Source organism: Brevundimonas vesicularis, assembly GCF_014204545.1.
GTDB lineage: Bacteria > Pseudomonadota > Alphaproteobacteria > Caulobacterales > Caulobacteraceae > Brevundimonas > Brevundimonas vesicularis_B.
Genome location: NZ_JACHLJ010000001.1, coordinates 335,565 through 360,845 on the forward strand (window position 1 = coordinate 335,565; position 25,281 = coordinate 360,845).

23 protein-coding genes are annotated in these 25,281 nt (G+C 66.8%); 11 read left to right on the top strand and 12 right to left on the bottom strand.

Translation table 11 applies throughout. The annotated features are described in order from the left end of the window. Nucleotides 1-40 precede the first annotated feature (40 nt). Together HNP47_RS01655 and HNP47_RS01660 are read right to left on the bottom strand one after the other, a co-directional pair. On the bottom strand, nt 41-898 hold the full coding sequence (locus tag HNP47_RS01655; protein ID WP_184277833.1) for an ABC transporter permease subunit: 858 nt from the start codon (nt 896-898) through the stop codon (nt 41-43). Beyond that, a complete protein-coding gene (locus HNP47_RS01660; RefSeq protein WP_184277835.1) occupies nt 888-1,799 on the bottom strand; it encodes an ABC transporter ATP-binding protein in 912 nt (303 codons plus the stop codon). Before HNP47_RS01660 ends, HNP47_RS01655 begins: the two co-directional genes overlap by 11 nt. A gap of 99 nt (nt 1,800-1,898) precedes the next feature. Here HNP47_RS01660 and HNP47_RS01665 point away from each other — a divergent pair, with 99 nt between their 5' ends. Further along, nucleotides 1,899-3,143, top strand: a complete 1,245-nt coding sequence (locus HNP47_RS01665) for an ectonucleotide pyrophosphatase/phosphodiesterase (protein WP_184277837.1) — start codon at nt 1,899-1,901, stop codon at nt 3,141-3,143. A gap of 60 nt (nt 3,144-3,203) precedes the next feature. Further along, nucleotides 3,204-4,925: a hypothetical protein gene (locus HNP47_RS01670; RefSeq protein ID WP_184277839.1), complete on the top strand. Its 1,722-nt coding sequence runs from the start codon at nt 3,204-3,206 to the stop codon at nt 4,923-4,925. A gap of 19 nt (nt 4,926-4,944) precedes the next feature. On the opposite strand, the gene HNP47_RS01675 is transcribed toward HNP47_RS01670, so the two are convergent. Genes HNP47_RS01675 through HNP47_RS01685 form a run of 3 tightly spaced genes read right to left on the bottom strand, consistent with a single transcriptional unit; the run spans nt 4,945 to nt 9,913 of the window. Next, on the bottom strand, nt 4,945-5,724 hold the full coding sequence (locus HNP47_RS01675; protein ID WP_184277841.1) for a thioredoxin domain-containing protein: 780 nt from the start codon (nt 5,722-5,724) through the stop codon (nt 4,945-4,947). 26 nt (nt 5,725-5,750) lie between these two features. Then, nucleotides 5,751-7,151, bottom strand: coding sequence for a M48 family metalloprotease (locus tag HNP47_RS01680; protein WP_184277843.1), 1,401 nt, complete (start codon nt 7,149-7,151; stop codon nt 5,751-5,753). Nucleotides 7,152-7,210: 59 nt separating this feature from the next. Beyond that, nucleotides 7,211-9,913, bottom strand: a complete 2,703-nt coding sequence (locus HNP47_RS01685) for a ribonuclease E/G (RefSeq protein WP_184277846.1) — start codon at nt 9,911-9,913, stop codon at nt 7,211-7,213. Between the two features lie 508 nt (nt 9,914-10,421). Here HNP47_RS01685 and HNP47_RS01690 point away from each other — a divergent pair. After that, nucleotides 10,422-11,597: an N-acetylmuramoyl-L-alanine amidase gene (locus tag HNP47_RS01690; RefSeq protein ID WP_221414886.1), complete on the top strand. Its 1,176-nt coding sequence runs from the start codon at nt 10,422-10,424 to the stop codon at nt 11,595-11,597. A 39-nt stretch (nt 11,598-11,636) separates the two neighbouring features. After that, nucleotides 11,637-12,314, top strand: a complete 678-nt coding sequence (locus HNP47_RS01695) for an SDR family oxidoreductase (protein ID WP_184277851.1) — start codon at nt 11,637-11,639, stop codon at nt 12,312-12,314. A 4-nt stretch (nt 12,315-12,318) separates the two neighbouring features. Here the strand turns inward: HNP47_RS01695 and HNP47_RS01700 are convergent, their stop codons facing one another. Continuing rightward, nucleotides 12,319-12,987: a J domain-containing protein gene (locus tag HNP47_RS01700; protein WP_017506027.1), complete on the bottom strand. Its 669-nt coding sequence runs from the start codon at nt 12,985-12,987 to the stop codon at nt 12,319-12,321. A gap of 45 nt (nt 12,988-13,032) precedes the next feature. Here HNP47_RS01700 and HNP47_RS01705 point away from each other — a divergent pair, with 45 nt between their 5' ends. The 7 genes from HNP47_RS01705 to HNP47_RS01735 all read left to right on the top strand — a co-directional run bounded on the left by HNP47_RS01705 (nt 13,033) and on the right by HNP47_RS01735 (nt 21,616). Continuing rightward, nucleotides 13,033-13,329, top strand: a complete 297-nt coding sequence (locus tag HNP47_RS01705) for a BolA family transcriptional regulator (RefSeq protein ID WP_184277853.1) — start codon at nt 13,033-13,035, stop codon at nt 13,327-13,329. An 80-nt stretch (nt 13,330-13,409) separates the two neighbouring features. Beyond that, nucleotides 13,410-15,227 carry a response regulator gene (locus HNP47_RS01710; protein ID WP_184277855.1) on the top strand — a complete coding sequence of 606 codons (1,818 nt, stop codon included), beginning with the start codon at nt 13,410-13,412 and terminating at the stop codon, nt 15,225-15,227. A gap of 124 nt (nt 15,228-15,351) precedes the next feature. Next, nucleotides 15,352-15,846, top strand: a complete 495-nt coding sequence (locus HNP47_RS01715) for an RcnB family protein (protein WP_184277857.1) — start codon at nt 15,352-15,354, stop codon at nt 15,844-15,846. A 98-nt stretch (nt 15,847-15,944) separates the two neighbouring features. Next, complete coding sequence (locus tag HNP47_RS01720) at nt 15,945-17,633, top strand: cisplatin damage response ATP-dependent DNA ligase (RefSeq protein ID WP_184277859.1); 1,689 nt, start codon at nt 15,945-15,947, stop codon at nt 17,631-17,633. 52 nt (nt 17,634-17,685) lie between these two features. Continuing rightward, nucleotides 17,686-18,639 (top strand): mechanosensitive ion channel family protein, encoded by a 954-nt coding sequence (locus tag HNP47_RS01725; RefSeq protein ID WP_184277861.1) that lies wholly within the window; start codon nt 17,686-17,688, stop codon nt 18,637-18,639. After that, nucleotides 18,639-19,655, top strand: a complete 1,017-nt coding sequence (locus tag HNP47_RS01730; protein WP_184277863.1) for a low specificity L-threonine aldolase — start codon at nt 18,639-18,641, stop codon at nt 19,653-19,655. The genes HNP47_RS01725 and HNP47_RS01730 overlap by 1 nt, the downstream gene beginning before the upstream one ends. Before the next feature lie 110 nt (nt 19,656-19,765). Beyond that, the gene (locus HNP47_RS01735; RefSeq protein ID WP_260394563.1) at nt 19,766-21,616 is read left to right on the top strand and encodes an ABC transporter ATP-binding protein/permease; all 1,851 of its coding nucleotides are present in this window, start codon (nt 19,766-19,768) and stop codon (nt 21,614-21,616) included. Here the strand turns inward: HNP47_RS01735 and HNP47_RS01740 are convergent. The 6 genes from HNP47_RS01740 to HNP47_RS01765 form a co-directional block, all read right to left on the bottom strand. Beyond that, nucleotides 21,601-22,080 carry a chemotaxis protein CheE gene (locus tag HNP47_RS01740; RefSeq protein WP_184277865.1) on the bottom strand — a complete coding sequence of 160 codons (480 nt, stop codon included), beginning with the start codon at nt 22,078-22,080 and terminating at the stop codon, nt 21,601-21,603. The genes HNP47_RS01735 and HNP47_RS01740 overlap by 16 nt on opposite strands. Beyond that, the gene (locus tag HNP47_RS01745) at nt 22,077-22,628 is read right to left on the bottom strand and encodes a PleD family two-component system response regulator (RefSeq protein WP_184277867.1); all 552 of its coding nucleotides are present in this window, start codon (nt 22,626-22,628) and stop codon (nt 22,077-22,079) included. The genes HNP47_RS01740 and HNP47_RS01745 overlap by 4 nt, the downstream gene beginning before the upstream one ends. Nucleotides 22,629-22,763: 135 nt before the next feature. Next, nucleotides 22,764-23,711, bottom strand: coding sequence for an acetyl-CoA carboxylase carboxyltransferase subunit alpha (locus HNP47_RS01750; RefSeq protein ID WP_184277869.1), 948 nt, complete (start codon nt 23,709-23,711; stop codon nt 22,764-22,766). Between the two features lie 90 nt (nt 23,712-23,801). Continuing rightward, on the bottom strand, nt 23,802-23,996 hold the full coding sequence (locus HNP47_RS01755) for a type II toxin-antitoxin system HicA family toxin (protein ID WP_184277871.1): 195 nt from the start codon (nt 23,994-23,996) through the stop codon (nt 23,802-23,804). Nucleotides 23,997-24,058: 62 nt separating this feature from the next. Beyond that, on the bottom strand, nt 24,059-24,283 hold the full coding sequence (locus HNP47_RS01760; protein ID WP_184277873.1) for a DUF1902 domain-containing protein: 225 nt from the start codon (nt 24,281-24,283) through the stop codon (nt 24,059-24,061). Nucleotides 24,284-24,300: 17 nt separating this feature from the next. After that, a complete protein-coding gene (locus HNP47_RS01765) occupies nt 24,301-25,221 on the bottom strand; it encodes a site-specific tyrosine recombinase XerD (protein WP_184277875.1) in 921 nt (306 codons plus the stop codon). Between the last annotated feature and the right edge of the window lie 60 nt (nt 25,222-25,281).

Consider the following 25,281-nt stretch of genomic DNA (forward strand, 5'->3'; position numbering starts at 1 on the left):
GACTGGCTGGTCGCGGAAGGCGCGCGTAGTCCGTCGCCGCCTATTCTTTCGATAGGTCCTGGCGGTTGAACCAGGCGACGGCGGCGGCGAAGGGGACGCCGATCCACAGGGCCAGGCTGAGGACGCCTTTGAGGACGGCGTGACCCGGCAGTTCGGTCGCCGCCATGCCGCCCTCGATAGCGGCCTTTAGCAGGTCGGTGGCCATGCCGGGCGACAGCAGAGGCAGAAGCCAGCCGTCTGGCGTCACGCCCATCGGCAGCAGCAGTTGGGGCAGGAAGAACTGGGCCACGCCGATCACCAGCGGCGCAAACAGGGCCGCCAGCAACGAGCGGGTCACCACGGCCGCCAGGAGGCCGAGCATGGTGAACTGCAGAATGCGCGCCCAGGAGGTCAGGGTTAGAAGGCCGAAGTCCGCCGCCGCTGCGCCGTTCATCGAGAAGGTGAGGGGGCGGCTGAACACCGCCGCCTGGATCGCACTGGCGATCAGGTCGGAGATCAGGGCGGCGATGGTCGCCAGCACGATCACCAGACCCACGACCGCCACCTTGCCGGTCAGCAGGTTCGGCCGGGTGTTGCGCGCGCTGATCAGCCGCCAGGTCTCCCAGCGATAGTCGCCGGCGTAGATGGTCGCCGCGCCGATCAGGACGAACATCAGGATGGCGGGATTGGCGAAGTCGCCCGCGCTCTTGACTAGGGCCATCCCCAGATCGAGCGGGCCGCCCTTCATCATGTCCGGCGGCAGCTTGCCCGCCAGTTTGGCTTCATTGGCCTTGGCGACCACGAAGCCCAGGGTGGCTAGGATCACACCCATGATGGGGATGAACAGCACGCTCCAGAACAGGGCGGTGCGGTTCTTGGACAGGCGGTAGGTTTCGGAACGGATAGCGTCAGCCAGCACGGTTTTGCTCCTGCACGCCGGTCCAGCCGGTTTCGCTCATGAAGACGTCTTCCAGGTCCGCGCCGATCCAGCGGGCCTCTTCGATATCGACACCGCCTTCGACCAGAGCCTTGATGGCGGCGGCGGCCTCGGCGCGGGGCACGGCGGCCACCACCGCGTCGCCCTCAAGCGTCGCGCGGTCGCCCAGCAGGGACATGGCCTTGGCCAGCGGCGTAACGGACAGGCGCAGACGCTCGCCCGAGGCGGTCAGGTCTGACACGCGGCCTTCGGTGATCACCTTGCCCTTGTTGAAGATGGCGACGCGGTCGCAGACGCGCTGGACCTCCTGAAGCTGGTGGCTGGCCAATATGACGGTGACGCCGTCGTGGTCGGCCAGGCTGCGGATCAGGGCGCGCATCTCCTGGATGCCGGGCGGATCCATCCCGCTGGTCGGTTCATCCAGGATGACCAGATCCGGCTTGGTCATCAGGGCGGCGGCGACGCCCAGTCGCTGCAGCATGCCGACCGAAAAGCCCTTCACACGGCGGTTGGCGGCCTCGCTCAGGCCAACGCGTTGCAGCCAGTTGTCGATCTCGGCCGAGGACACGCCGCCATGGGCGCGGGCCAGCCATTCCAGCACCTGGCGGGCGGTCATGAACGGCGGGAAGCGCGGCGTCTCGATCATCGAGCCCATGCGACGCATCGAGGCCGGATCGCCGATCCGACCGCCCATCACCGTGGCCTCGCCCTCGGTCGGACGAATCAGGCCCAGCAGGGTGCGAAACAGCGTCGATTTGCCCGCGCCATTAGGCCCCAGAATGCCGTAGACCCCGCCTCGCGGGATCGACAAGGTTAGGCCGTCCAAGGCCTTTACCGTCCCGTAGGTCTTGGTCAGGCCGCGAATGTCGATGACGGTTTCCATACGCCAAGCTTGGCGAGTGAACGCCGGTCGCACAAGCCGTCGCGTGGCTGTCGTCCATTAAGTTTAGGCAATGGTTCAATGCCGCCTTGGAGTAAGCTCATGTCTCGTTTCGTCGCCGCCAGCCTGGCTGTGGCCGCCGCCTTCGCCGTCGCGTCCTGCGCAGGGGCCCCGCAACCCGCCTTTACATCGTCGGTTGTCGAGCAGGCCGCGCAGACGAGCCGTCCCGATCTGGTGATCCTGGTGTCGATCGACAGCTTCTCGCCGAACTATCTGGGCAAGGGGCAGACGCCGGTGCTGGATGGACTGGTCGCCGGCGGCGCGTTCGGACCGATGCGGCCGTCGTTCCCAAGCGTGACCTTCCCCAACCACTATACGCTGGTGACGGGGCTGCACCCAGACCACCACGGCGTGGTCGGCAACCGGTTCACCGACGCGCAGCTGGGCGTCTTCACCATGGCCAGCAAGGAAAGCGGCTTTTGGGATCAGGGCGAGCCGATCTGGGTGACGGCCGAAAAGGCGGGCGTGCGCACCGGCACCATGTTCTGGCCGGGATCGGAGGTCGAAATCCACGGCGTGCGGCCCAGCCAGTGGGCGCCGTTCGACCAGGCAATGCCGGGCGATGCGCGCGTGGATCGCCTGCTGTCGTGGCTGGACCTGCCGATGGATCAGCGACCGAAGCTGGAGACGCTGTATTTCGACATCGTCGACACGGCCGGTCACCGCAACGGCCCCGATGCGCCCGAGACGCGCGCCGCCGCCGCATCGGTGGACGCCTCGATGGGACGATTGATCGAGGGGCTGAAGGCGCGAGGGCTTTATGATCGCACGATGCTGGTCGTAGTGTCGGATCACGGCATGGCTGCGACCTCACCAGATCGCGTCGTATGGATCGACGACATCATCGATCCGGCGGCGCTGAAGATCGGTTATGGCGGAGCAGTCCTGACCGCCGATCCGGCGCCGGGCCGCGAGGCCGAGGTGCAGCAAAAGCTGGTAGGGCGTCATCCGCATATGGAATGCTGGAACAAGGCCGATGTGCCGGCGCGACTGGTCTATGGATCCAACCCGCGGGTGGCGCAAATCGTCTGTCTGGTCGAGACCGGCTGGCTGACGGCGACACGGGATCGGCCGGTGACGCGAGCGGGCGGCGCCCACGGTTATGACAATCAGGCGCCGGAGATGGCGGCGATCTTCATCGCCCATGGGCCGGGCGTGGTAGCCGGGCGTCGGCTGACCGATATGGACAGTGTCGATGTGCAGCCTTTCCTAGCGCGGATGCTCGGGATTGCGGCGCCGGCCGGTGACGGGCGGGCGCAAGACACCTTGCCCGTCACCATGCCCTGACCGGGTGATTGGCGAGCCGACGATTTGAGCGCACACTGGTCGTCAGAAGGGGAGGCGAAGATGCGCAAGAGTCTGTGGGTCGCAACCGTTTCGGTCGCTTGTCTGATTGCGCCCGTGGCGGTCGCCGACGCCACGGCGACGGCGGCGACCTTGGCCCTGATCACCAATCCGCAGGTCTGCGGTAGAGTCGGGGCCGTCGGCGACGTTCAGCCGACACGCGACATGGTCATGGTTCCGGGCTTCGGCGACGACGGTTTCGCGGTCGATACGAAAAACCCTGAGGCCCAGGCCTGGTTCGACCATGGCGTGCGGCTGCGCTGGGCGTTCGAGCATTCGGAATCGGTGCGGGCGTTCAGGAAGGCGAGGCAGTTGGACCCGTCGTGCGGCATGTGCGCCTGGGGCGAGGCCTGGGCGATCGGGCCGAACCTGAATGGCGGAGGCGGCGATCCCGAATCGATCGCCACAGGCCTGCGCGTCGCCCGTGACGCGCGGCGTCTGGCCCGAGACGCTACGCCGATGCAGCGTCAGATGATCGACGCCCTGATCCAGCGCTATTCCGGCAAGGAGAAGACACGCGCCCTGCGTTACGCTCGCGCCATGGACCGGATTGCAAGGCGCCATGCCGACGACGTATCGGTCGCCTCGATCACCGCCGACGCCTGGATGCTCCAGCCCGAGGGCGAATGGTGGGACAAGGACGGCAAGGCGACCGATCCGGCCGTCACCCGCGCCATGGCGATCCTGCAGCACGCCCTGACGGTCAAGCCGAACGATCCGGGCGCCATTCACCTGTTTATCCATTTGACCGAATGGTCGGACGATCCACACAGGGCGCTGGCCTATGGCGAGCGGCTGGCCCTGTTGGCGCCGGGCGCCAGCCATCTGGTGCATATGCCGTCGCACACCTTCTATCGGGTCGGGCGCTACAAGGATGCGATGATGTCCAACGTCAACGCCGTGGCGCTGGACAAAAGCTACGACAAGCTGGTCGGCCCGCCCGGCGGCATTCGCGGCATGCGGCTGCATGCCCACAACATCCATTTCGGCATGGGCGGCGCCCTGATGGCTGGCGGGGCCGAGCGAGGGCTGGAGCTGGCCGACTGGTATATGGCGACTTATCCGCAGCTGGCGGGACCACCCGAGGCGGGCGAAGACGGCTATGTCGTCTATCGTCAGGTGATGGCGGCGGACGCCTATGCGCTTTACGGCCGGTTCGGATCGGACGCCCAGGTCGCGGCGCTGGCCGAGCCGGACGTGGGCCGTCCGCTGATGCAGGTCGGCTGGCGCTATGCACGGGGCGAGGCGGCGGCGCGGCGCGGGGATGCGGCGGCGGTTCGGATCGAAGCCCAGGCGATCGCCGCCCTGCTGGCGGACAAGGCGTTCAAGGGCCCGATGGCGGATCGTCAGACCGGTTTCGCCGAACTGTTCCAGAAGGTGCTGGAAGGCCGCGCGGCCATGATCGATCAGGACTATACCGCCGCCATCGCCGCCTATGGGCGGGCGGCGGCGATCCAGGCCATGGCGCCCGAGGGCGGCGATCCGCCGATGATCTGGTATCCGACGCGTCGCAGCCTGGCCGCCGCCATGCTGGCGTCCGGCGATGCGGCGGCGGCCAAGGCCAAGATCGGCGAACTGCTGAAGGATTGGCCGAACGACCCGTACAGCTACTACGTCCTCTACCGCGCCGAACAGGCGCTGGGCGACGAGACTGCGGCCAATGACGCCCTGCGCCATGCCGGCGTCGAATGGATCGGCGGACAGATGAGTTTGGCCGAGGCCTGACGCCTCGGCCGCAGGTTGGTCAGCGCTTCGCTGCTTCGATCAGTTTGCCGATTTCGGCCGGGTCGATGCCGGGGCTGGCCTTGCCGTTGACGAAGAAGGTCGGCGTGCCGCGCAGGCGCAGGGCGGCGGCCGTGGTGTGGATGTCGGCGATGTGGCGGGTGGTGTCGGGCGCGGCGATGGCGGCCTTGGCGCGGGCCATGTCCACGCCATGCGCCGCCAGAATGGCGTCGATCGCTTCGATCGACAGCGCCCGCTCGGTCATCAAGGCGTCATAGACCTCCAGATACTTGCCCTGCTGGTGCGCGGCCAGGGCGGCGCGGGCGGCGTATTGCGAGGTGACGTCGTCGCCGCGGTCCAGGATGGGCCAGTCCTTGAAGACGAAGCGAACCTCCGGATGGGCGGCCATCAGGGCGCGATAGTCGTGGGCTACGGCCTTGCAGCCGGGGCAGCGGAAGTCGAAGAACTCGATCACCGTGACCTTGGCGTTCGCGGGACCGAAGGCCGGATCGCGGGCGTCGGGCGCCAGGAGGCCGGCGTTGGCGGCGGCGGCCTGGTTCGTCTCCTCGACGGCGGCTTCGGCGTCCTTGGTCTGCAGCGCCATCTGCGCTTCCTGCAAGACCTCAGGATGCTCCAGCAGATACGCACGCACGTTCGATCCGCCGGTCAGATAGGGCGCGGCTGAAAAGCCCAGCGCGATGACCGACAGGCCCAGGGCTAGATAGCCGGCGCGGCCGCCGCTGAGCCAGGCAGGCTTGGCGGTCTTGGGTTCGGGCGCAGGCGGGGAGGCGTCGTCGGTCATTCAGGCTCGCAGTCGGCGGTGAGGGGTCAGTTGAGTGTGGCGGGCCGGCGCGCGGCGTCACGTCGGTCCAGGTCGTTAAGATCGTCGGGCGTGGCGCCCGAGGCCAGGACGATATCGACGGCGCGGCGCCATTCGATCGAGCCGGGGTCCAGCATGGAGCGGGCGCGCAGAGCGAACTGGGTGGCCTGTTTCTCGTCTCCGCCGGCGAAATAGTATTCGGCCGAGGCCAGTCGCGCCTCGCCTTCCTTGCCCTGGGAGGCATAGGCCTGGGCCAGCAGTCGCCAGGCCATGGTGTTGTCCTTCTCGGCGACGACGGCGTGTTTCAGCTGGTCGATGGCCTCGTCCAGCTTGGCCTTGTCATTGGTCTCGATCAGGGCGTGGGCCAGGTTGACGCGCAGGAGGGGGGCGTCGGGCTTTAGGCGGACCGCCTCGCGGTGGGCGGCGACGGCCTCGGCCGGGCGGCCTTCCTCGAACAGGATCTGGCCCTTCAGTTCCTGGAAATAGGGGTTGTTCACGTCGCCGGCGATCAGCGCATCCACCGCCGTCAGCGCCTTGTCCGTCTGGCCGTCGCGATACCAGGCGATGGCCCGCGCATAGCGACCGGGCAGGGAGGTGTCGGTCGACGGATAGTCGCGCAGGGTGGCGTTCGGCGCATCCATGAAGGCGTGAATCTTGGCCAGGATCAGCGCGTGCTGCGCCATACGTTCGGGGCTGTCGCGATGGTCGTAGTGCGGCTGCTCCTGCACATAGCGGCGCAGACTCTCGATCCGGTTCGACGACAGGGGGTGGCTGCGGAAATAGGGATAGCGGCGGGCGTCGGAGAAGACTTCCTGCGAGCGGAAGTTCTCGAAGAAGGACACCAGCCCGGCGGCGGATTGGCCGGCCGCCTCCAGCGCCCGCGCCCCCGAGATGTCGGCCTCGCCTTCCTGGCTCTGCATGTAATGCAGCGCGCCCAGAGCGCCGAAATACTGGCTGGAGCCGAGCAGGGCAACGCCTGCGTCCGGCGCGCCGGCGGCGATCGCCAGGGCGCCCAGCGCCATGGTCATGAACATCGGCTGTTTGCCGGCGTTCTCGGCCCCGTCACGCAGGGTGTGGCGGTTTTTGATGTGGCCCGCCTCGTGCGCCATCACGCCCAAGAGTTCGCCGGGCGTCTTGGTGCGCAGGATCAGGCCGGTGTTGACGCCCATGATCCGCCCGCGTGTCGCAAAGGCGTTCAGGTCGTTGTCGTTGACCAGCAGGACTTCGATATCGTTCGGGTTCAGCCCCATGGCCACGAAGACCGGGTCGGCCCATTCGCGCACGATGCCCTCGACCTCGGTGTCGCGGATCAGGCTTTGCGCGGAGGCCTGGCTGGCGACGGAAACAGCCATCAAGGCCGTCGCCGCCGCCGCCAGAACGCGGGATGCAGATCGGGGAAGCCATCTCATGGCTCTACTCCAACAACGACCGGCCCCCGCCTGTATCCAGACAGTCTAATCGTGACCGATCAGCGGCGCCACCACCCGCGCTTGGGCTTTTCGGGCGGTGCGACGATCTGGTTCGGGTCTTCAGCGATGATGGCCTCGACATCGATCTCCGGCGTGGGGGCGACGAACGGCTCAGCCAGGACTGCCTCGGTCACCGGAACCGCCGTCGGGGCGGCGACCGGGGCGACCTCGGCCGGTTCGGCGGCCAGCGCCTCGTGCGGGGTCACGTCCAGCTCGGCCGGCGCGCCTTGGACTGTGGCCTCGTTCGGCTCGATCGCGGTGTCGGGATGCGGCTCGGTCGCGATCTCGACATTGGCGCTGGCCGACTTGCGGCGCACGCGACGACGCTGAGGCTCGGGCGCGATAGCCGGGGGGGCCGTTTCGACGGCCTCGGTCGGCTCGACCATGACGGCCATCGGCGTCTCGGGCGAGCCATCGGGCGGCATGCCTTCGTTGGTGGCGCGGTTCTCGACCTTGATCTCGTGGCTGACGGGACCGTCGCCACGACCGCGACCGCGACGACGACGACGGCGCGAACGGCCGCCTTCCTCGCCGGAGCCTTCGGCGGCGACCACTTCCAGGCCTTCGACCTCGAACTCGGCGACAGCTGGGCGTGCAGCCCGCTCGGGGCGCTCGCCGCGTTCCGGACGACCTTCCGAGCGGCCGGGGTTCAGCGGGTCGAACCAGACATAGGGGTCGTCCAGCGACGGCGTGCGGCCGCGAACCCAGGTGTAGACGTCGCGCTCGCCATCCTCGCGCACGCGGCGACCGCCACGGCGGCCACGGCGACGGCGGCGGCCGTTTTCGTCTTCCTCATCGTCCGAGGCGTCGTCGGCGCTGACCGTATCGACGGCCTCGACGTCCGAGGTTTCCTCGTCGCGACGACCGCCGCGACGGCGACGGTTGCGCCCACGACCCCGATCGCGACCGCCTTCGTGACGTTCCGAACGTTCGCGCGGTTCGTCGTCGTCGCTGTCTTCGCGATCCAGGGATTCGACGGTGTCGTCATCGTCGTCGGCGATGATCTCCTCGTCGTCGTCCTCATCTTCGTCTTCGTACAGCGAGGCGTCGAAGTCGTCGTCGAGATTGGGCATCTCGATCTCGGGCGCGACGAAGTCCTCGTTGGTCTCGGTGCGCTCGATATTGTGTTCGCCCTGGCCCAGGCTGTCGTCGATCTGGACGATGACGTTCAGGCCGCGACGTTCCAGCAGCGACTGCAGATAGGCGCGCTTGTGGTTCAGGATGTACAGGCCGACGGCGGTGCAGACCTTCAGCACCACGACGCCCGCGCCGTTCTTGCCGGCTTCGATGTCGACCGCGCGCAGGGTCATCAGGGCGGCGGATTCGGCCGAGCGGATGCGGCCCGTGCCCTGGCAGTGCGGGCAGGCTTCGGTGGCGCCCTCGATCACGCCCAGTCGGCGACGCTGGCGGCTGATCTCCATCAGGCCGAAGGGCGAGATGCGGCCCATCTGGATGCGGGCGCGGTCGGAGGACAGGGCTTCCTTCAGCACGCGCTCGACGGCGCGGTTGTTCTTGCCCTCATCCATGTCGATGAAGTCGATGACGACCAGGCCGGCGAGGTCGCGCAGGCGCAGCTGGCGGGCGGCTTCCTCGGCCGCTTCCATGTTGGTCTTGAACGCCGTCTGTTCGACGTTGCGTTCCTTGGTGGCGCGGCCCGAGTTGACGTCGATGGCCACCAGGGCCTCGGTCTGGTTGATGACCAGATAGCCGCCGGACTTCAGCGGCACGACCGGTTGGTGGATCTGCGTCAGCAGCTCCTCGATGCCGTTGGCCGCGAACAGGGGCCGCGAGCCGCGATAAAGGTGAACCTTCTTGGCCTGGGCCGGCATCAGCACGCGCATGAAGTCGCGCGCTTCCTTGAAGCCCTCGACGCCCTCGACCTGGATGCCGTCGAAGTCCTTGTCGAACATGTCGCGCACGGCGCGGCGGACCAGGTTCTCTTCCTCGTAGATGACCGAGGGGGCATGAGAGGCGAGGGTGGTCTCGCGGATCGTCTCCCACAAGCGCAGCAGATATTGATAGTCGCGCTTGATCTCGGCCTTGGTGCGCTTGGCGCCTGCCGTGCGAATGATCAGGCCCATGCCCTTGGGCACTTCCAGGGCCGAGACCGCGCTCTTCAGGCGACGACGGTCCGAAGTGTTGGTGATCTTGCGCGAAATGCCGCCGCCCTTGCCGGTGTTGGGCATCAGGACGCAGTAGCGGCCGGCCAGCGAGAGCCAGGTGGTCAGGGCTGCCCCCTTGGCGCCGCGCTCGTCCTTGACGACCTGGACCAGCAGGATCTGGCGGCGCTTGATGACGTCCTGGATCTTGTAGCGACGCATCAGGCGGCGCTTCAGCCGCTCCTCGTCGGCCAGCGCCGACTCGGGGTCGACGTCATCGCCGGTCGATTCGCGGTCGAGATCGTCCTCGTCCTCATCATCGTGCGCCTCGGCCATGATGGCTTCGCGGTCGGCGACGGGGATCTGGTAGTAGTCGGGGTGGATTTCGTTGAAGGCGAGGAAGCCGTGGCGATTGCCGCCGTATTCAATGAAGGCGGCCTGCAGGCTGGGCTCTACGCGGGTGACCTTGGCGAGGTAGATATTGCCGCGAAGCTGGCGCTTCGCACGGGATTCGAAATCGAATTCCTCAATCTTGCGCCCGTCCACGATGGCGACCCGGGTCTCCTCGGGATGCGCCGCATCGATCAGCATTGTCTTTGACATGGAAAGTCTCTCTCTGGCGCGCGCAGGCCGACCGTCCCGGATCTCCGGACAGGGTCATGGCGGCTCGCCGAATGAAGGTGAGGGCCGGCGCGCGCGACATCCCCTCGCCGAGAACGGCGAAGAAGGCTTGATCAAGCCGTTGGGGAACGCAGGCGGAAAGGCCCATTAAGTCGTCGGTCCTGAACCGGGCGCGCCAATCCCTTGGGAAGGCCGCGTCCCTGGTCCGCTCTTCGAACCATCGGCCAGGCCGGGGCGGTTCTAGGATTGGTGAAAGTCAACGCCGCGAGGAGGGCGCGCCAAGATTCGCAAAGGCGAAATCGGCGCGATCGGTTCGCGAGCGGTCACAGCATAGTCATGCAACGGGAGAATTAAAAGGCGCTCGCCTTAACTCCCTGAATACGAGCCTCTGTCATGATGGGGTTCAAGTAGGCTTAAACTAGGTTCGCCGACGCAGATGAGCGGTCGCGTTTTGACAGGTCTGATGCGCTGGGGCGCGAAGGAGTGGGCGATGACCGCCCTGGCCTTCGTGGTCATCTGCATGGTCGGTCTGTCCGCAACGCGCGGTTTCGCCTGGGGCGCGCAGGGCGATGTGCTGGCGGTGCGCTTCGGCGCCGACGGCGATCGGACGCGCGTCGTCATCGATCTGGACAAGACGGCGCAGGGACGCGTCATCGACGCGGGCGGCGAAGGTCGGGTGGTCCTCGCCCTCAGCGGTGTTGCGCCGGGGCGCGGTCTGAACGGCGGCGGTTCGGGTTTGGTGCGCTCCTATGAGGTCACGTCGTCCGGCGGTTCGTCGCGGGTTCAGCTGGAACTGGCGCGCGGCAGCGAGATCGAACGACGCTTCCTGCTGCCCCCCGGCGACGGTGTCAGCCATTATCGTTATGTTGTGGACTTGAAGGCGACGGGAGCCGCCGCGCGCGCCTCGACCACGCCGGCCCCGCGCGCCAGCACGCCGCCGCGTCGCGCCGAACGCCCCCTGATCGTCATCGACGCCGGCCATGGCGGCAATGATCCAGGCGCCAGCGGCGCGAGCGCCCAGGAAAAGCAGGTTACCTTGGCCGCCGCCCTGGCTTTGAAGGCCGAGCTTGAGAAGAACGGCCGTTATCGCGTGCGCCTGACCCGGACCGACGACCGCTACGTCGACCTCTATCGCCGCGTCTCCACCGCGCGTCAGGCCGACGCCGACCTGTTCATTTCCTTGCACGCCGACGCCGGCGCCGATCCGGCGCTGCGCGGGGCCAGCGTCTATACCCTGTCGGAGCAGGGCGCCGGACGGGCCGTGCGCGAGTTCACGCGCGGCGACAACTGGCATCGCGAGCTGCATCTGCCGGGCCGCGATCCGTCGGTGGATCGCATCCTACTCGACATGACCCAGCGCGCGACCCAGAACCGCTCGGCCCAGTTCGCGCGCGTCCTGCTGACCCATCTTGAAGGTTCGGATCATCCTCTCTTGCGCCGCAGCCATCGCGATGCGGGTCTGGCTGTGCTCCTGGCGCCCGACGTGCCGGCCGTGCTGCTGGAAATGGGCTTCATCACCAATCCTGAGGACGAGCGGCTTTTGACCGATGAGCGCGCGCGCCGTCGCCTGATGAAGTCGGTGGCGGACGGCATCGATCGCTATTTCCGCGAGCCTACGAGCCCGATGATGGCCGCCGCGAACAGCCAAGCGGCCGGTCAGCCCTGATCCGGCGCAACCAAGCCGGCCGTCGCCGGTTTCGGCACCATGAAAAAAGCGATTGTCACGGGCGGATCAGGCCTGATCGGAACGGGCGTTTGTGACGCCTTGCTGGCCAACGGATGGGAGGTCGCCTCTTTCGACCTGAAACCGGGCGAGGGCGAGGCGCGCCATATCGACTGCGATCTGGGAGACGAGGGCTCGGTCAAAGAGGCGTTCGAGACGTTGGGCTGGTCGTCGCTGGACCTGCTGGTCAACAACGGGGGCAACGCCGATCCGGTGAACGGCCCGCTGGCTGAGCTGTCGCTGGCCGACTGGCGCAAGACTGTCGACAGCCATCTGACCGGCGCCTTTTTGATGAGCCGCGCCGCAATACCGATGCTGAACGAGGGCGGCGCCATCGTGAACATGATCTCGACGCGCGCCTTCATGTCAGAGCCGCACACCGAGGCCTATGCGGCGTCCAAGGGCGCGCTGTTCGCCCTGACCCACGCCCTGGCGATCAGCGAAGGTCCTCGAATCCGCGTCAACGCCATTGCGCCCGGCTGGATTTCGGACGGCAAGAATCTGCGTCCTGTCGATCACGAACAGCATCCGGTCGGCCGCGTCGGCCGCGCCGAGGATATCGCCGGGGCCGTGCTCTACCTCGCCGAGGCGGGCTTCGTCACGGGCCAGGTGCTGACCGTGGACGGCGGTATGACGCGCAAGATGATCTACGCCGACTAGGCCGTCAGGCCAGACCGGCCTTCTTCAGCGTCTTCCAGGCCTTGATCACACGTTGCAGCTTAGCCTCGGCGCTGCGGTCGCCACTGTTAGTGTCGGGGTGAAACCGCTTCAGCAGCTCATGATACTGAGCCTTGATCTTCGCCTTGTCCGCGCCGGGGTCCAGATCGAGGTCGGCGAGGGCGGCGCGTTCCAGCTTGCCGATGCGGCGGTCCTCGGTCGCCGATTGCGGCGCCTGATCACCCTTGCGCCCGAACAGGCCGAAGCTGTCGCGCCATGAGCCGGCGCCGGTGGTGTTCGAAGTGCCCATCTTGGCGGCGAAGGCGGCGGCTTCGCGCGTGAACTTGCCGGCCTGCATCTCCCAGGTCGGGCGCCCGCCGGTCATGGCCTCGTTTTCCTGGGCGGCGCGGATCTGGCCTTCGCTCATGCCTGCGTAGAAGTTCCAGCCCTTATTGTATTCGCCGGCGTGCGGCTGGCAGAATTCGTAGAAGTCATTCAGCCGCTCGCGCGACTTGGGCGCCTTGGCGGCGGCGGCCCGACGGCAGTCGGGCCACTGGCACGGCTTTTCGCCCGGCTTGAGGTGAAGGACGTCGGCCTTCGCCGCCTCTTCCTCGGGCTTGGGCGGCTTCACCCGAATGTCGGTGAAGCGCGGCTTGTATTGAAAGGAGGCGGACATCAGCCGAAGTGTAAGCCCGATTGGGACAGCATCAAGGAATCGATCATGTCTGAAGGCCCGGTGGCGACGATTATTCGTGCAAAACTGACGGCAGGGCTGTCGCCCGAGCGTCTGGAGGTCGAAGACGACAGCTGGCGCCACGCCGGACATCATCATGAAGGCGGAATGGACGCCAAGCCTGGCGGCGAAAGCCATTTCAATCTGGTGATCGTGTCCGCCGCTTTCCAGGGGCAATCGCGGCTGGCGCGACAGCGCGCGGTGAACGCCCTGTTGAAGGACGAAATGGCCGGACCGGTCCACGCCCTTTCGATCAAGGCCCTGACGCCTGAGGAGGCGAAATAGCCGAAAGAACTGCGTTCACATCGTCTTAGAACCTTCGTCTTAGCGTCATGCGACCAAACAGAACGTGGGGATCTGGGCTTATGGTGGAATCAGACGGCGTCGCGAAGGCGCTCGAAGGCGAACAACGCGCCGGAGACGCGGCTCAGGCGCTGACGGCCATCCTGCAGACGCAGTATCTCCGCTACATGATCATCGCTTCATGGGGGGTAGGCCTTCTGGGGACGGTCGGTCTTTTGCCGGCGCTGCTGTGGTTCGGGGGCACGCTGGCGGCCGGATCGCTGCGGGGAACTGTCGAACATCGTCTAAGCCACCGTGTCGGCACCAACTGGGGCGTGATCTTCCCGATCGTGGCCACGGTGACGACTGGCGCCTGGGCCATTGCGCCTCTGATGGCCTGGTTCTCGCCCGCCGAGTTCGGACGCCCCCTGGCGCTCGCCCTGCTGATTTCCGGCTATGTTCTGGTCTTCGCCCAGCTTCGCAGCTCGCCGCGTCAGGCCCTGATCATCTCTTCGCCCTATGGCGCGGCGGCCACCATCATTCTCTTCAGCCTGTGGGGCACCAACGCCTTCTGGTCGATGCTGGCGGTCCTGCCGTTCACGGCGGCGGGTCTTTTTGTGCTCGTGACCATGACCCTGCTGCGCGAAGACCGCATCCGGGCCTTCCAGTCGCACCAGGCGCATCTGATCGAGGAGCTGGAAGCGGCCCGCGACAGAGCCAATGCCGCCAATGACGCGAAGTCGAACTTCCTGGGCGTGATCTCGCACGAGCTGCGCACCCCGATGAACGGCGTGCTGGGCGCGGCGCAACTGCTCAGCGCGACGCGACTGGAGACGACGCAGCGCGAATATCTTTCGATCATCCGCAACTCCGGCGACAATCTGTTGTCGCTGCTGAACGACATCCTCGACATGACCAAGATCGAGGCCGGCAAGATGAACTTCGAGGTCGTCGACATCGTCATCGACGGTTTGAACAAGCGCATCACCGGCCCCTTCGAGGCACAGGCCGAAGCCAAGGGCCTGACGTTCGTCACGACCGTGGAAGGCGATATCCCGACGGTGGTGCGCGGCGATCCGCTGCGCGTCTGCCAGGTGGTGCAGAACCTGCTGTCCAATGCGGTCAAGTTCACCGAGGCCGGCGAGATTCACTATCTCGTGCGCGGGCACCGCGTGTCGGATCAGCGCGTGCGGTTCGAGTTTGTCGTCCAGGATAGCGGCGCAGGCATTGCGGCGGCAGATCTGGAGCGGCTGTTCATGCCCTTCACCCAGGTCGATACCTCGTCGACGCGGCGCTTCGGCGGCACGGGTCTGGGTCTGACTATCGCGCGACGCATGGCCAACATCATGGGCGGCGACATCACCGTGACGTCCAAGCTCGCCGAGGGCTCATGCTTCACCCTGGAAATCGAGGCTGAGGTCGTGGAATGGGCCAAGCCCGTGGCGGCGGCCGAGGTTCATGCCGAGATCGAAGGCGGCGAATCGCTGCGCGTCTTGGTGGTCGAGGATCACCCGGTGAACCGCATGATCCTGGAGGCCTGGATGAGCTCGGCCAGCCACGTCACTTCGACGGCCGAGAACGGCCAGGTCGCGGTCGATATCGCCAAGGACCAGCCGTTCGACCTGATCATCATGGATGTGAACATGCCGGTTATGGACGGACTGACCGCGACCCGCATGATCCGCGAGGGCGGCCAGAACGCCGGCACCCCCATCGTGGTCCTGTCCGCCTCGGCGCGTCATGAGGATCACGAAGCCGGTCTTCAGGCCGGCGCCGACGCCTATCTGAACAAGCCGATCGATTTCGGCGCCCTGGCAGCCCTGATGGGTCGCGTCAGCGGCGGTCGCGATGCGGTCGCGCAGATGGCGCTTCAGTCGTCTGAGGCCTCCGTCGCCGCCTGATTGCGGCGATCCTGTGTTCCAGACATGAACCTGGGCCGATGACGCCGGTTCAGGTGCGCCTCAGTCGCCGTGCGCCATAACTGCACCCAAGCCGACGTTCTTCGGCGCAGATGGAGACACGATCATGAAAAAGATCCTGACCACCGCAATCGCTTCGGTCATGGCCGCCGGCGCGCTGGGCGCTGCGGGCGCAGCCTCGGCTCAGCCCGTACCGCCCCACGGTCCGCATGGTCCCGCCGCACGTCACGGTCCGGGTCCTGACCACTACGATCGTCGGGACTATCGCCAGGATCGCCGCGATTACCGCCGCGAGCAGCGTGAGGATCGTCGCGACTATCGCCAGCAGCAACGCGCCTATGAACGCTGGCAGCGTGCGGAACGTCGTTACAACGCTCCGCGCTATGTTGCGCCGCGCGGCTATGCGGTGCGGACCTGGAGCTATGGTCAGCGGATGCCGTCCTACTACCGCACCAACGCCTACGTAGTGAACGACTATAACCGCTATGGTCTGCGCGCGCCGCCCCGTGGCTACCAATACGTCCGCAGCGGCAATGACGTGGTGCTCGCCGCCGTCGCGGGCGGCCTGATCACCGCCGTGATCGCCGGCCTGTTCAACTGATCCGTCAAGGATTTGAGATGCGCCCCGGAGGGAAACCTCCGGGGCGTTTTTCGTTCTGATGAAGACGGCGACGCTTCCGACGCCCAAGATGGATGACGATGCGCGCCTTCGCCGAGCTACTGGACCGCCTGTCTTTGACGGCTTCGCGCAATGCGAAGCTGGTGCTGGTGCGCGACTATCTGAGGGCGACGCCGGATCCGGACCGGGGATGGGCGCTGGCGGCCCTGACCGGCGACCTCACGTTCGACGCGGCCAAGCCGGCCATGATCCGAAAGGCGGTCGAGGGCCGGGTCGACAGCGTACTGTTCGGCTGGTCCTACGACTATGTGGGCGATCTGGCGGAGACGGTGGCCCTGATCTGGCCCGTGACGCCTGATCATCGGCCGAACCGCGAGCCCGAGTTGGCCGAGGTCGTGGAGACGCTGAGGACGGCGACGCGGACCGAGGTGCGCGGCCTTCTGGAAGGCTGGCTGGATGCGTTGGAGCCGAAAGGGCGCTGGGCGCTGCTGAAGCTGATGACCGGGGCCTTGCGCGTGGGTCTGTCGGCGAGGCTGGCCAAGACGGCGGCGGCGATGATGAGGCCGGACGCCGTGATGGCGCCGCCTTCGCCGGACGGGGACGAGGCGCAGATGACGCTGGAGGCGCTCGACGCCTCGGCCATCGAGGAGGTGTGGCATGCGGTCGAGCCGCCCTACGCCGACCTGTTCGCCTGGCTGGAGGGCAGGGCGGAGCGGCCCAGCCCGGATGCGCCCGGCCGATTCCGACCCGTCATGCTGGCCGTCGCCATCGATGAGGCCGTGGACCTGCCCAAACTTTCGCCGGCCGACTATGCGGCCGAGTGGAAGTGGGACGGCATCCGAGTTCAGGCGGTCCTGGAAGGCGAGGTCCGCAAACTTTATTCGCGCACGGGCGACGAGATTTCGGCCGCCTTTCCCGATGTGATGGAGGCTTTGGCGTTTGAAGGCGCGATCGACGGCGAGCTGATCGTCTGGCGCGACGGGGCGGTGGCGCCGTTCGGCGACTTGCAGCAGCGGCTGAACCGCAAGTCTGTGGACGCCAAGGCGATGCAGGCCTTTCCGGCGGCGGTCGTCGCCTATGACCTGCTGGCCCAGGATGGCGAGGATTTGCGCGGCCTGCCGCTGCGCGAGCGCCGGTCGCACTTAGAGACCTTGGTCAATGGTCATACCGGCGAGCGACTGCACCTGTCGCCGGTGGTCGATTACGCCGATTGGGATCAGCTGGCGCGTTTGCGGGCCAATCCGCCGGTCGGCGCGGCGGCCGAGGGGCTGATGCTGAAACGCTGGGACAGCCCCTATCTGGCGGGGCGACCCAAGGGACCGTGGTTCAAATGGAAGCGCGACCCGCACGTCATCGACGCCGTCCTGATGTACGCCCAACGCGGGCACGGCAAACGCTCCAGCTTCTATTCCGACTACACCTTCGGCGTCTGGACGCCGGAAGGGGCGCTGACGCCGGTGGGCAAGGCCTATTTCGGCTTCACCGACGAGGAGTTGAAACAGCTCGACAAGTTCGTGCGCGATCACACCATCGACCGGTTCGGGCCGGTCCGATCGGTGCGGGCCGAGCGGGACTTCGGCCTGGTGTTGGAGATCGCATTCGAGGGGCTGAACCGTTCTACCCGACACAAGTCGGGCGTGGCCATGCGTTTTCCGCGCGTCAGCCGCATTCGCTGGGACAAGCCGGCGCGAGAGGCCAACACCATCGACGATGTGATGGACCTGCTGGACGCCATCGAAAGCGGCGGCGGACGGATCGCAAAGGCCTGAAATCGGGCTTTCGGGGGTTCCAATCGTCGCGTCAGGCGTTAGACCCGACCTCATGTCTCTGCCTATTTCCAACGAAGTCGCCGACGCGGTGGCCGCGGGCCGTAAGGCCGTTTCGATCGACTCAGCCGTGATCGCCAAGCTGACCGACATAGCGGGTGATTTCGCGATCAACTTGACGATCGCCATCCTGATCTTCGTCCTCACCGTCTTTGCGGCGAAATGGGCGGCGCGCGGGGCGCGCAACACCCTTTCGCGGGTCAGGGGCTTCCGCCACGATCCCACGGTCCTGAGCTTTGCGGTCCAGGTGGTGCGGGTGGTGGTCTTCATCATCGGCATGATCGCCGTGCTCCAGCGCCTGGGCGTTCAGACGACCTCGATCATCGCCGTGCTAGGCGCGGCGTCACTGGCGGTGGGTCTGGCGTTGCAGGGCACGTTGTCGAACGTGGCGTCGGGGATCATGCTGCTGGTGCTGCGGCCCTACCGCGTCGGCGACGTGGTCGATGTCGGCGGGATGAGCGGCACGGTGCAGCGACTGGACCTGTTTACGACCCAACTGTCCAACGCCAACAACCACAAGATCGTCATTCCTAACTCCAAGGTCCTGAGCGATCCGCTGACCAATCTGACCGGCCAGCAGACGCGTCGGATCGAGATCAACTTCACGGTCGGCTATGGCGACGATCTGAACCAGGCGCGCTGCGTGCTGGCGGATATGGCCGCCGCGCACGACAAGGTCCTGCATGATCCTCATCCTTGGACCGGCGTGACGGGCCTACTGGACAGCTCGGTGCAGGTGACGCTGCACGCCTGGGTCAATGTCGGCGACTGGTGGCAGACACAGGCCGACCTGATGCAGGGCGGGAAGGAGGCGCTGGACGCCGCCGGAATCGAGATCCCGTTCCCGCATCAGGTCGCCGTGCCCTATGGCAACGAGGATGTGGTGCCGGTCGTGCGCGTCCGCACGGTCGATGACGATACGGCCGATCTAAAGGTTACGAACCGTTGATGCGTTACGATTTCGGCTCCGACAACACCGCCGGCATGGCGCAGAGCGCCATCGAAGGCCTGGTGCGCGCCAACAAGGGATTCGCCCGCGCTTATGGCGCAGACGAGGTCACCGCCCGCGCCGCCGACCAGATTCGCCAGCGGCTGGATGCCGACGCCGAGGTGCGGTTCGTGTTCAGCGGTACGGCGGCCAACGCCATCGCCCTGTCGATGCTGGCCCAACCCTATGAAGCGGTGCTGGCTCATCATGCGGCGCACATCTGCACCGATGAGACCGGCGCGCCCGGTTTCTTCGGTCACGGCGTCGGCCTAATCGGCTTGCCGGGGTTCTCGGGCAAGATCGATCCATTGGCCTTGCAGGCGCAGTTGGGCGAACCCGAAGTCGGGCATCGTCAGCCGCCCGCCGCCCTGTCCCTGACACAGGCCACGGAATATGGCTCTGTCTATACCGAGGAAGAACTGCGCCACCTGATCGAACCGGCCAAGGCGCTGGGCTACGGCGTTCACATGGATGGAGCGCGCCTGACCAATGCGGTCGCCGCCGGTTTCGACCTGAAAGACATTCCGCGCCTGGGCGTGGACGTGCTGGTGTTCGGTGGAGCCAAGGCGGGCGCCAACTGCGCCGAGGCGATCGTGCTGTTCGACAAAAGCCTGGCGCGGCGACTGGACAATCGGCTGAAGCAGGCGGGCCAGACGTCGTCCAAGACGCGTCTGTTGTCGGGTCCGATGCTCGGCTTGCTGGAAAGCGGCGATTGGGAATCGGGCGGCGCTCACGCCAATCTGATGGCGCAGCGACTGGCTACGGGCATCGCGGGGCGGTCGCCCTTCGTCCTGGCCCATCCGGTGGAGGCGAACGCCGTCTTCGTGCGGATGCCGCCAGAGGCGCATGCCCGCCTAAATGAAATGGGCTGGGCCTGCTACGCCTTCGATGACGGTTCGGTGCGCTTCGTCTGTTCATGGGCGACGCAGGAAGCGGCCGTGGACGAGTTGATCGAGGCGGTCGCCGGTCTAGGCTGAGCGACTAATCGCCGCTTGCGCGCCAGCGTGGCCTTTCCCCGGTCGCAATAGGTTTCCATATGCGGATCATGGCGATGCGAGGCGAACGCTCCGGCGGCAGGCGTGACCCAATGGTCAAGGCGCAGCAGGCAGGGAGCCCACAGGACAAGACGGACGGACCCCCGACGCTGACGGCGCTGGCGGACCTTGCGCGGCTGGTGGCCCGATCGGGCGCGCCGCACCTGAAACTGCGGCTGATCTCGGCCATCCTGCTGACGCTGGCGGGCAAGGGGCTGGGCGTCATGGCGCCGCTGGTGCTGGGCGCGGCGGTCAATCGTCTGGCGGCGGGGCAGGGTGCGGCGACCGCCGTCGGCTTGGGCTTTGCAGCCTTCGCGATCGGCTGGACGGTCGTGCGGTTTCTGTCGGCGGCCTCACCCCTGATCTCCGACGTCGTTTTCGCGCCGGTGCGCGCCGCCGCCCAGCGCGCGACGGCGGCCGAGGCCTTCGCCCATGCGCTGAGCCTGTCGCTGGATTTTCACCAGACCAAGCGCTCGGGCGCCCTGTCGAGAACGATGGACCGGGGATCGCGCGCGGTCGATTTCTTGCTGCGCATCCTCGCCTTCAACCTGGTTCCGACCGGGGTCGAACTGGTGCTGGCGGCCGGGGTGCTGGGCGCCAAATACGACTGGCGTTTCGCCGCCGTCGCGGTGGTCGTCGTCGTCATCTACACCGCCGCCACATTCGCCATGTCCAACTGGCGGCTGGAGCATCGCCGGATCATGAATGCGGCCGATTCCGAGGCCGCCGGCGTCTCGGTCGACGCCCTTCTGAACTATGAGACGGTCAAGTCGTTCGGCGCCGAGACGCGAGCGGCCCAGACCTATGACCGCGCATTGGGCGACTACGCCGAGGCGTCGCTGAAGGCCAACAGTTCGCTGAACATGCTGAACGGGATGCAGGCCCTGGTGATGAACCTGGGCCTGGGCGTCATGGCGGTGATGGCTGGGTTCGAGGCGGCGGCCGGAAGGATGGGGCCGGGCGACGTGACAGCGGCGGTGCTGATCATGATCTCGCTATATGCGCCGCTCAACATCCTGGGCTTCGCCTATCGGGAAATCCGCCAATCCTTCATCGACATGGAAGAGATGCTGAAGGTGACACGTCAGACGCCCCAGGTCGCAGACGCCGCCAATGCGCTGGCCCTGCCGCGTCCGGTCGATGCGCGCGGCGCGTCCGTCCAGTTCGAAAACGTCGGCTTCCGCCACGACGCGCGGGCCAACGGACTGGAGGACGTCAGCTTCTTTGCGGCGCCCGGCACGACGACGGCGCTGGTCGGTCCTTCCGGCTCGGGCAAGTCCACCATCGTCAAACTGGCGCTACGCCTGCTCGATCCGCAGGAAGGGCGCGTGCTGATCGACGGCCACGATGCGCGTCAGGTGACCCAGGCGTCGTTGCGCGCCGCCGTGGCCCTGGTGCCGCAGGATGTGGCGCTGTTCAACGACACCCTGGGCGCCAATATCGCCTTCGCGCGGCCCGATGCGGACGCTGCCCAGGTCTGGGCCGCGGCCGAGGCGGCGGAACTGGCCGACTTCATTCGCGGCCTGCCGGACGGGATGCAGACCAAGGTCGGCGAACGGGGCCTGAAGCTGTCAGGCGGCGAACGCCAGCGTGTCGGCATCGCCCGCGCCCTGCTGGCCGATCCGTGCATCCTGATCCTGGACGAGGCCACGAGCGCCTTGGACAGCCGCACCGAGGCCGCGATCCAGAAGACCCTGCGCAAGGCCAGGAACGGCCGCACGACCCTGGTGGTGGCCCACCGCCTATCGACCGTGGCGGATGCCGACCAGATTCTGGTGCTGAAGGCCGGGCGGATCGTCGAACGCGGCGGGCATCACGAGCTGGTGGCCCGACAAGGCGGGGAATATGCGGCGCTGTGGCGCAAACAGACGCGCGGCGGCAAGACGCCTCAGATGGCCGACTGATCGGCGGCGGGAAGCTTCTTTCTCAGAACTTCATGCAGGTTCGTCAGGATGGCGGTCCGCGCGGCCTGCTCTTGCGGCGGCAGCGCCAGCAACAGCTTCATCGCCTGGGCATGAACCGTGGCGATGCGCCAGTCGAACCCGCCCTGACGCGGCGCGGCGTCCAGCAGGTCGCACAGGCCTTTCGCCGCGGTGCAGAGGTCGTCCATCGAAAAGGGGCTGGCGGCGTCGATGATCTGGCTTGAGGCGGAATAGGCCATATCCAGCCGCATCGGTTCGATCAGGTTCGGATCGGGCTTGGCGAGGAGCACCGCGATATTGTCGCCGATGATGGCGCGGGCCTGATCCTGAAGTCCGTCCAGGTTGGCGCGGGCCTGGGCCAGAGCGACCCCGACGCTGACACCGCCGGGGCGATCCAGCATCTCGGACAGGCGCGACTTGCGTTGGTTGTGGGTGATGACGGTCATAGGGCCAGACTCTCCATCCCCTTCGCCTTGCGAATCATGTCGGCGCGGCGTTCCACGCCTTCATAGCCTGTGTGTCGGAACCGGCGATCCGGCCCCAGATAGTCGCCGACTTCCAGGAAGGGCCGGCTGTCGCGCGCGACCCACAGGATGCGCTCCAGCAGAAGGGCGGGGCTGAAGGGCTTGGTGACGACGAAGTTGGCGCCGCAGTCCCGCGCCTCGGCGACGCGCCCGCGACGAATGTGGCTGGCGGTCATTATGACGGGGGTGAAGGCGTTCGGATTGGGGCCGGAGCGGCGCAGCCAGCGCACCAGTTCGAACCCATCGATGTCGGGCATGTCGGTATCGACGACCAGCAGATCGACGGGCTTGTCGGTCAGCAGCTTCTTGGCTTCCAAGCCCGCACTGCACGCGTAAGTCGGGCGGATGCCGAAACCGATCAGGGCGTTGGACGTCAGGGTCAGCGAGAACGGCGAATCGTCGACGATCATCGTGATCGCGCCGGCCAGGTTGAAGACGGCGCTTTCACGCAGGGACTCGCCGCCGCTCATGGCGCAAAGGCCCCAGTCTGTCGCGCCGCTGAACTCATGGCCGGTCGCAAACCCCGATGCCCCTGAACGAAGCGTCGAGCTTGGCAGACGAGGGTGGATGCTGCGTTAACGCTGGTCGGCCAAAGCAATCAGGCGTCAAAGGGCGCCGATGGCGTAGAAGCGATCTGCGCGGCGCTTCTTGATCTGCTGGGGCGTCAGGCCGTCGAAACCCTTCAGCTCGTCGGCCAGAACGTCGCCGACAGTGGCCATGGCCGCGTCGCGATCGGTGTGGGCGCCGCCGACGGGCTCTTCGATCAGGCGGTCTACGATCTTCAGCTGCATCAGGTCCGGGCCGGTGATCTTCATCGCCATGGCTGCATCCTTGGCCCGCGCGCCGTCGCGCCACAGAATGCCGGCTGCGCCCTCGGGCGAGATGACCGAATAGATCGAGTGTTCCAGCATCAGCACGCGGCTGGCCGCTGCGATGGCGATGGCGCCGCCCGAGCCGCCTTCACCGGTGATGGTGGCGATGGAGGGGACGCTCAGGGTCAGGCAGCGCTCGGTCGAGCGCGCGATGGCCTCGGCCTGGCCGCGTTCCTCGGCGCCCAGGCCCGGATAGGCGCCGGCGGTGTCTATGAAGCTGAGCACCGGCAGGCCGAACTGCTCGGCCATGTCCATGAGGCGCACCGCCTTGCGATAGCCCTCGGGCCGCGCCATGCCGAAGTTGTGAGTGATGCGGGTCGCGGTGTCGTGACCCTTTTCGTGGCCCATGATGACGACCGGGCGACCGCGGAACCGCGCCAGACCGCCCAGGATGGCCTGATCGTCGCCGAACTGACGGTCGCCGTGTAGTTCGTTCCAGTCGGTAAACAGGCTCTGGACGTAATCGATAAAGTGCGGACGCTGCGGATGGCGCGCGACCTGGGTCTTCATCCAGGGGTCGAGGCCGGCGTAGGTTTTCTTGCGCAGCTGGTCGGCCTTCTTGCGCAGGCCCTCGATCTCATGGTCGATGTCGCCCGAGGTGTCGGCCAGCAGCGACAGCTCCTCGATCTTGGCTTCCAGATCGGCGATCGGCTTTTCGAAGTCGAGATAGTGCGTGGCCATCAAGGCGTCCGGGAACTGCGAGCGGGCAAGAGCGCCCTTGGGGAAGGCGGGGGAAACTAGAGAGGTCAACGCCGCCGAGCAAGCGGCGGTTCAGAAGGCCTTCGGCAAACCGGCCTGTTTGAGGACGGTGTTAGCGGTGTGTCGGCTCTTTGAGCGTGGAACGATGACGGCATGCGGCTGATCCGGATGCCTCCATTTCTCGTGACTGCCCTTGGCGTTGACGACGCGACGCCACCCGGCGGCGAAGAGGAGGGCGGTCAGTTCGGGGTAGAAGTCCTTGGGCATGGCGCTTTCGATCAGGTCAGATCGCGTATCATCGCTACCGACATATCTGCCTCAACGCACGATCACGCCGCGATCACGTCAAACCCGCCAGCCGCTTCGAAGCGCACCGGGACTGCGCCGTGAATGCCAAGGTTTTCCGCTAAAAGCTCTGGCGCGAAATGGCGCGCGAGGTTTTCGAACTCACCGAGCGTCGCCGTTTCCAGAACAAGCCCGACGATATTCGATTCGCTGCACCAGACCCCCGTTTCGGGATCCCAGATCGCCTTGACGTAGAACTCTTCAGCCATGGCCCGAATATGCGCTGTCAGTCGTCGCGCGCCAAGGGGTGGTTTTGGTGGACGACCTGGGCCAGGCGGTCGGTGGCGACGTGGGTGTAGATCTGGGTCGTGGCGATGTCGGCGTGGCCCAGCAGGGTCTGGACAACGCGCAGGTCAGCGCCGCCTTCCAGCAGATGGGTGGCGAAGGCGTGGCGCAGAACGTGGGGGCTGACGCGGGCCGGGTCGATGCCGGCCGTGATCGCGGCCTCGTCCAGCAGTTGGGCGAAACGGCGCGGGGTTAGGTGGCCGGTGCGGCCGGAGGAGGGGAAGAGCCAGGGACTGTCGGGCGCCTCAGGCTTTCGCCCATCCTTGCCCTTGAAACTGGCGTCGCGCGCGACGAGCCAGGCCTTGATCGCTTCGCGGGCGGCGGTGTTCAGGGGCGCGAGCCGTTCCTTGCCGCCCTTGCCGCGCACGATCAGATAGGCGGGGTCGCGCCGGACGGCTTCGACTTTGAGCCCCAACAGTTCGGATACCCGCAGGCCGGAGGCGTAGGCCATCTCGACCAGGGCGACGAGGCGCAGGCCCGCCGCGGCGTCGCGCGCGGCCGAGGCGGCCAGCAGGGCGTCGATCTCGGCGCGGCTCAACACCTTCGGCAGCGACCGGCCCTGTTTGGGAGCGTCGAGACGGCGCGACGGATCGTCGGTGCGCCACCCCTCGGCCAGGGCGAAGCGATAGAACTGCCGCGCGGAGGAGCGGCGGCGGGCGGCGGTGGCGGCGGACAGACCGCGCCGCGACAGGTCGGCGAACCAGGCCTCGACGGCCTCCTCGTCGGCCTTCATCAGACCGCCGGCGTCCGATAGCGCTTTCTCCGCGTCCGCCAGATCGCGGCCATAGGCGGACAGCGTATGGGGCGAGGCGTCGCGTTCGACCGCCATCATCTCAAGAAAGGCCTCGATCTGGGGCGTCATGCGGCGATCCGCAGCTTGAACGACTGGCGCAGGGTCAGGCTTGGTGTAGAGGTTTTCTGG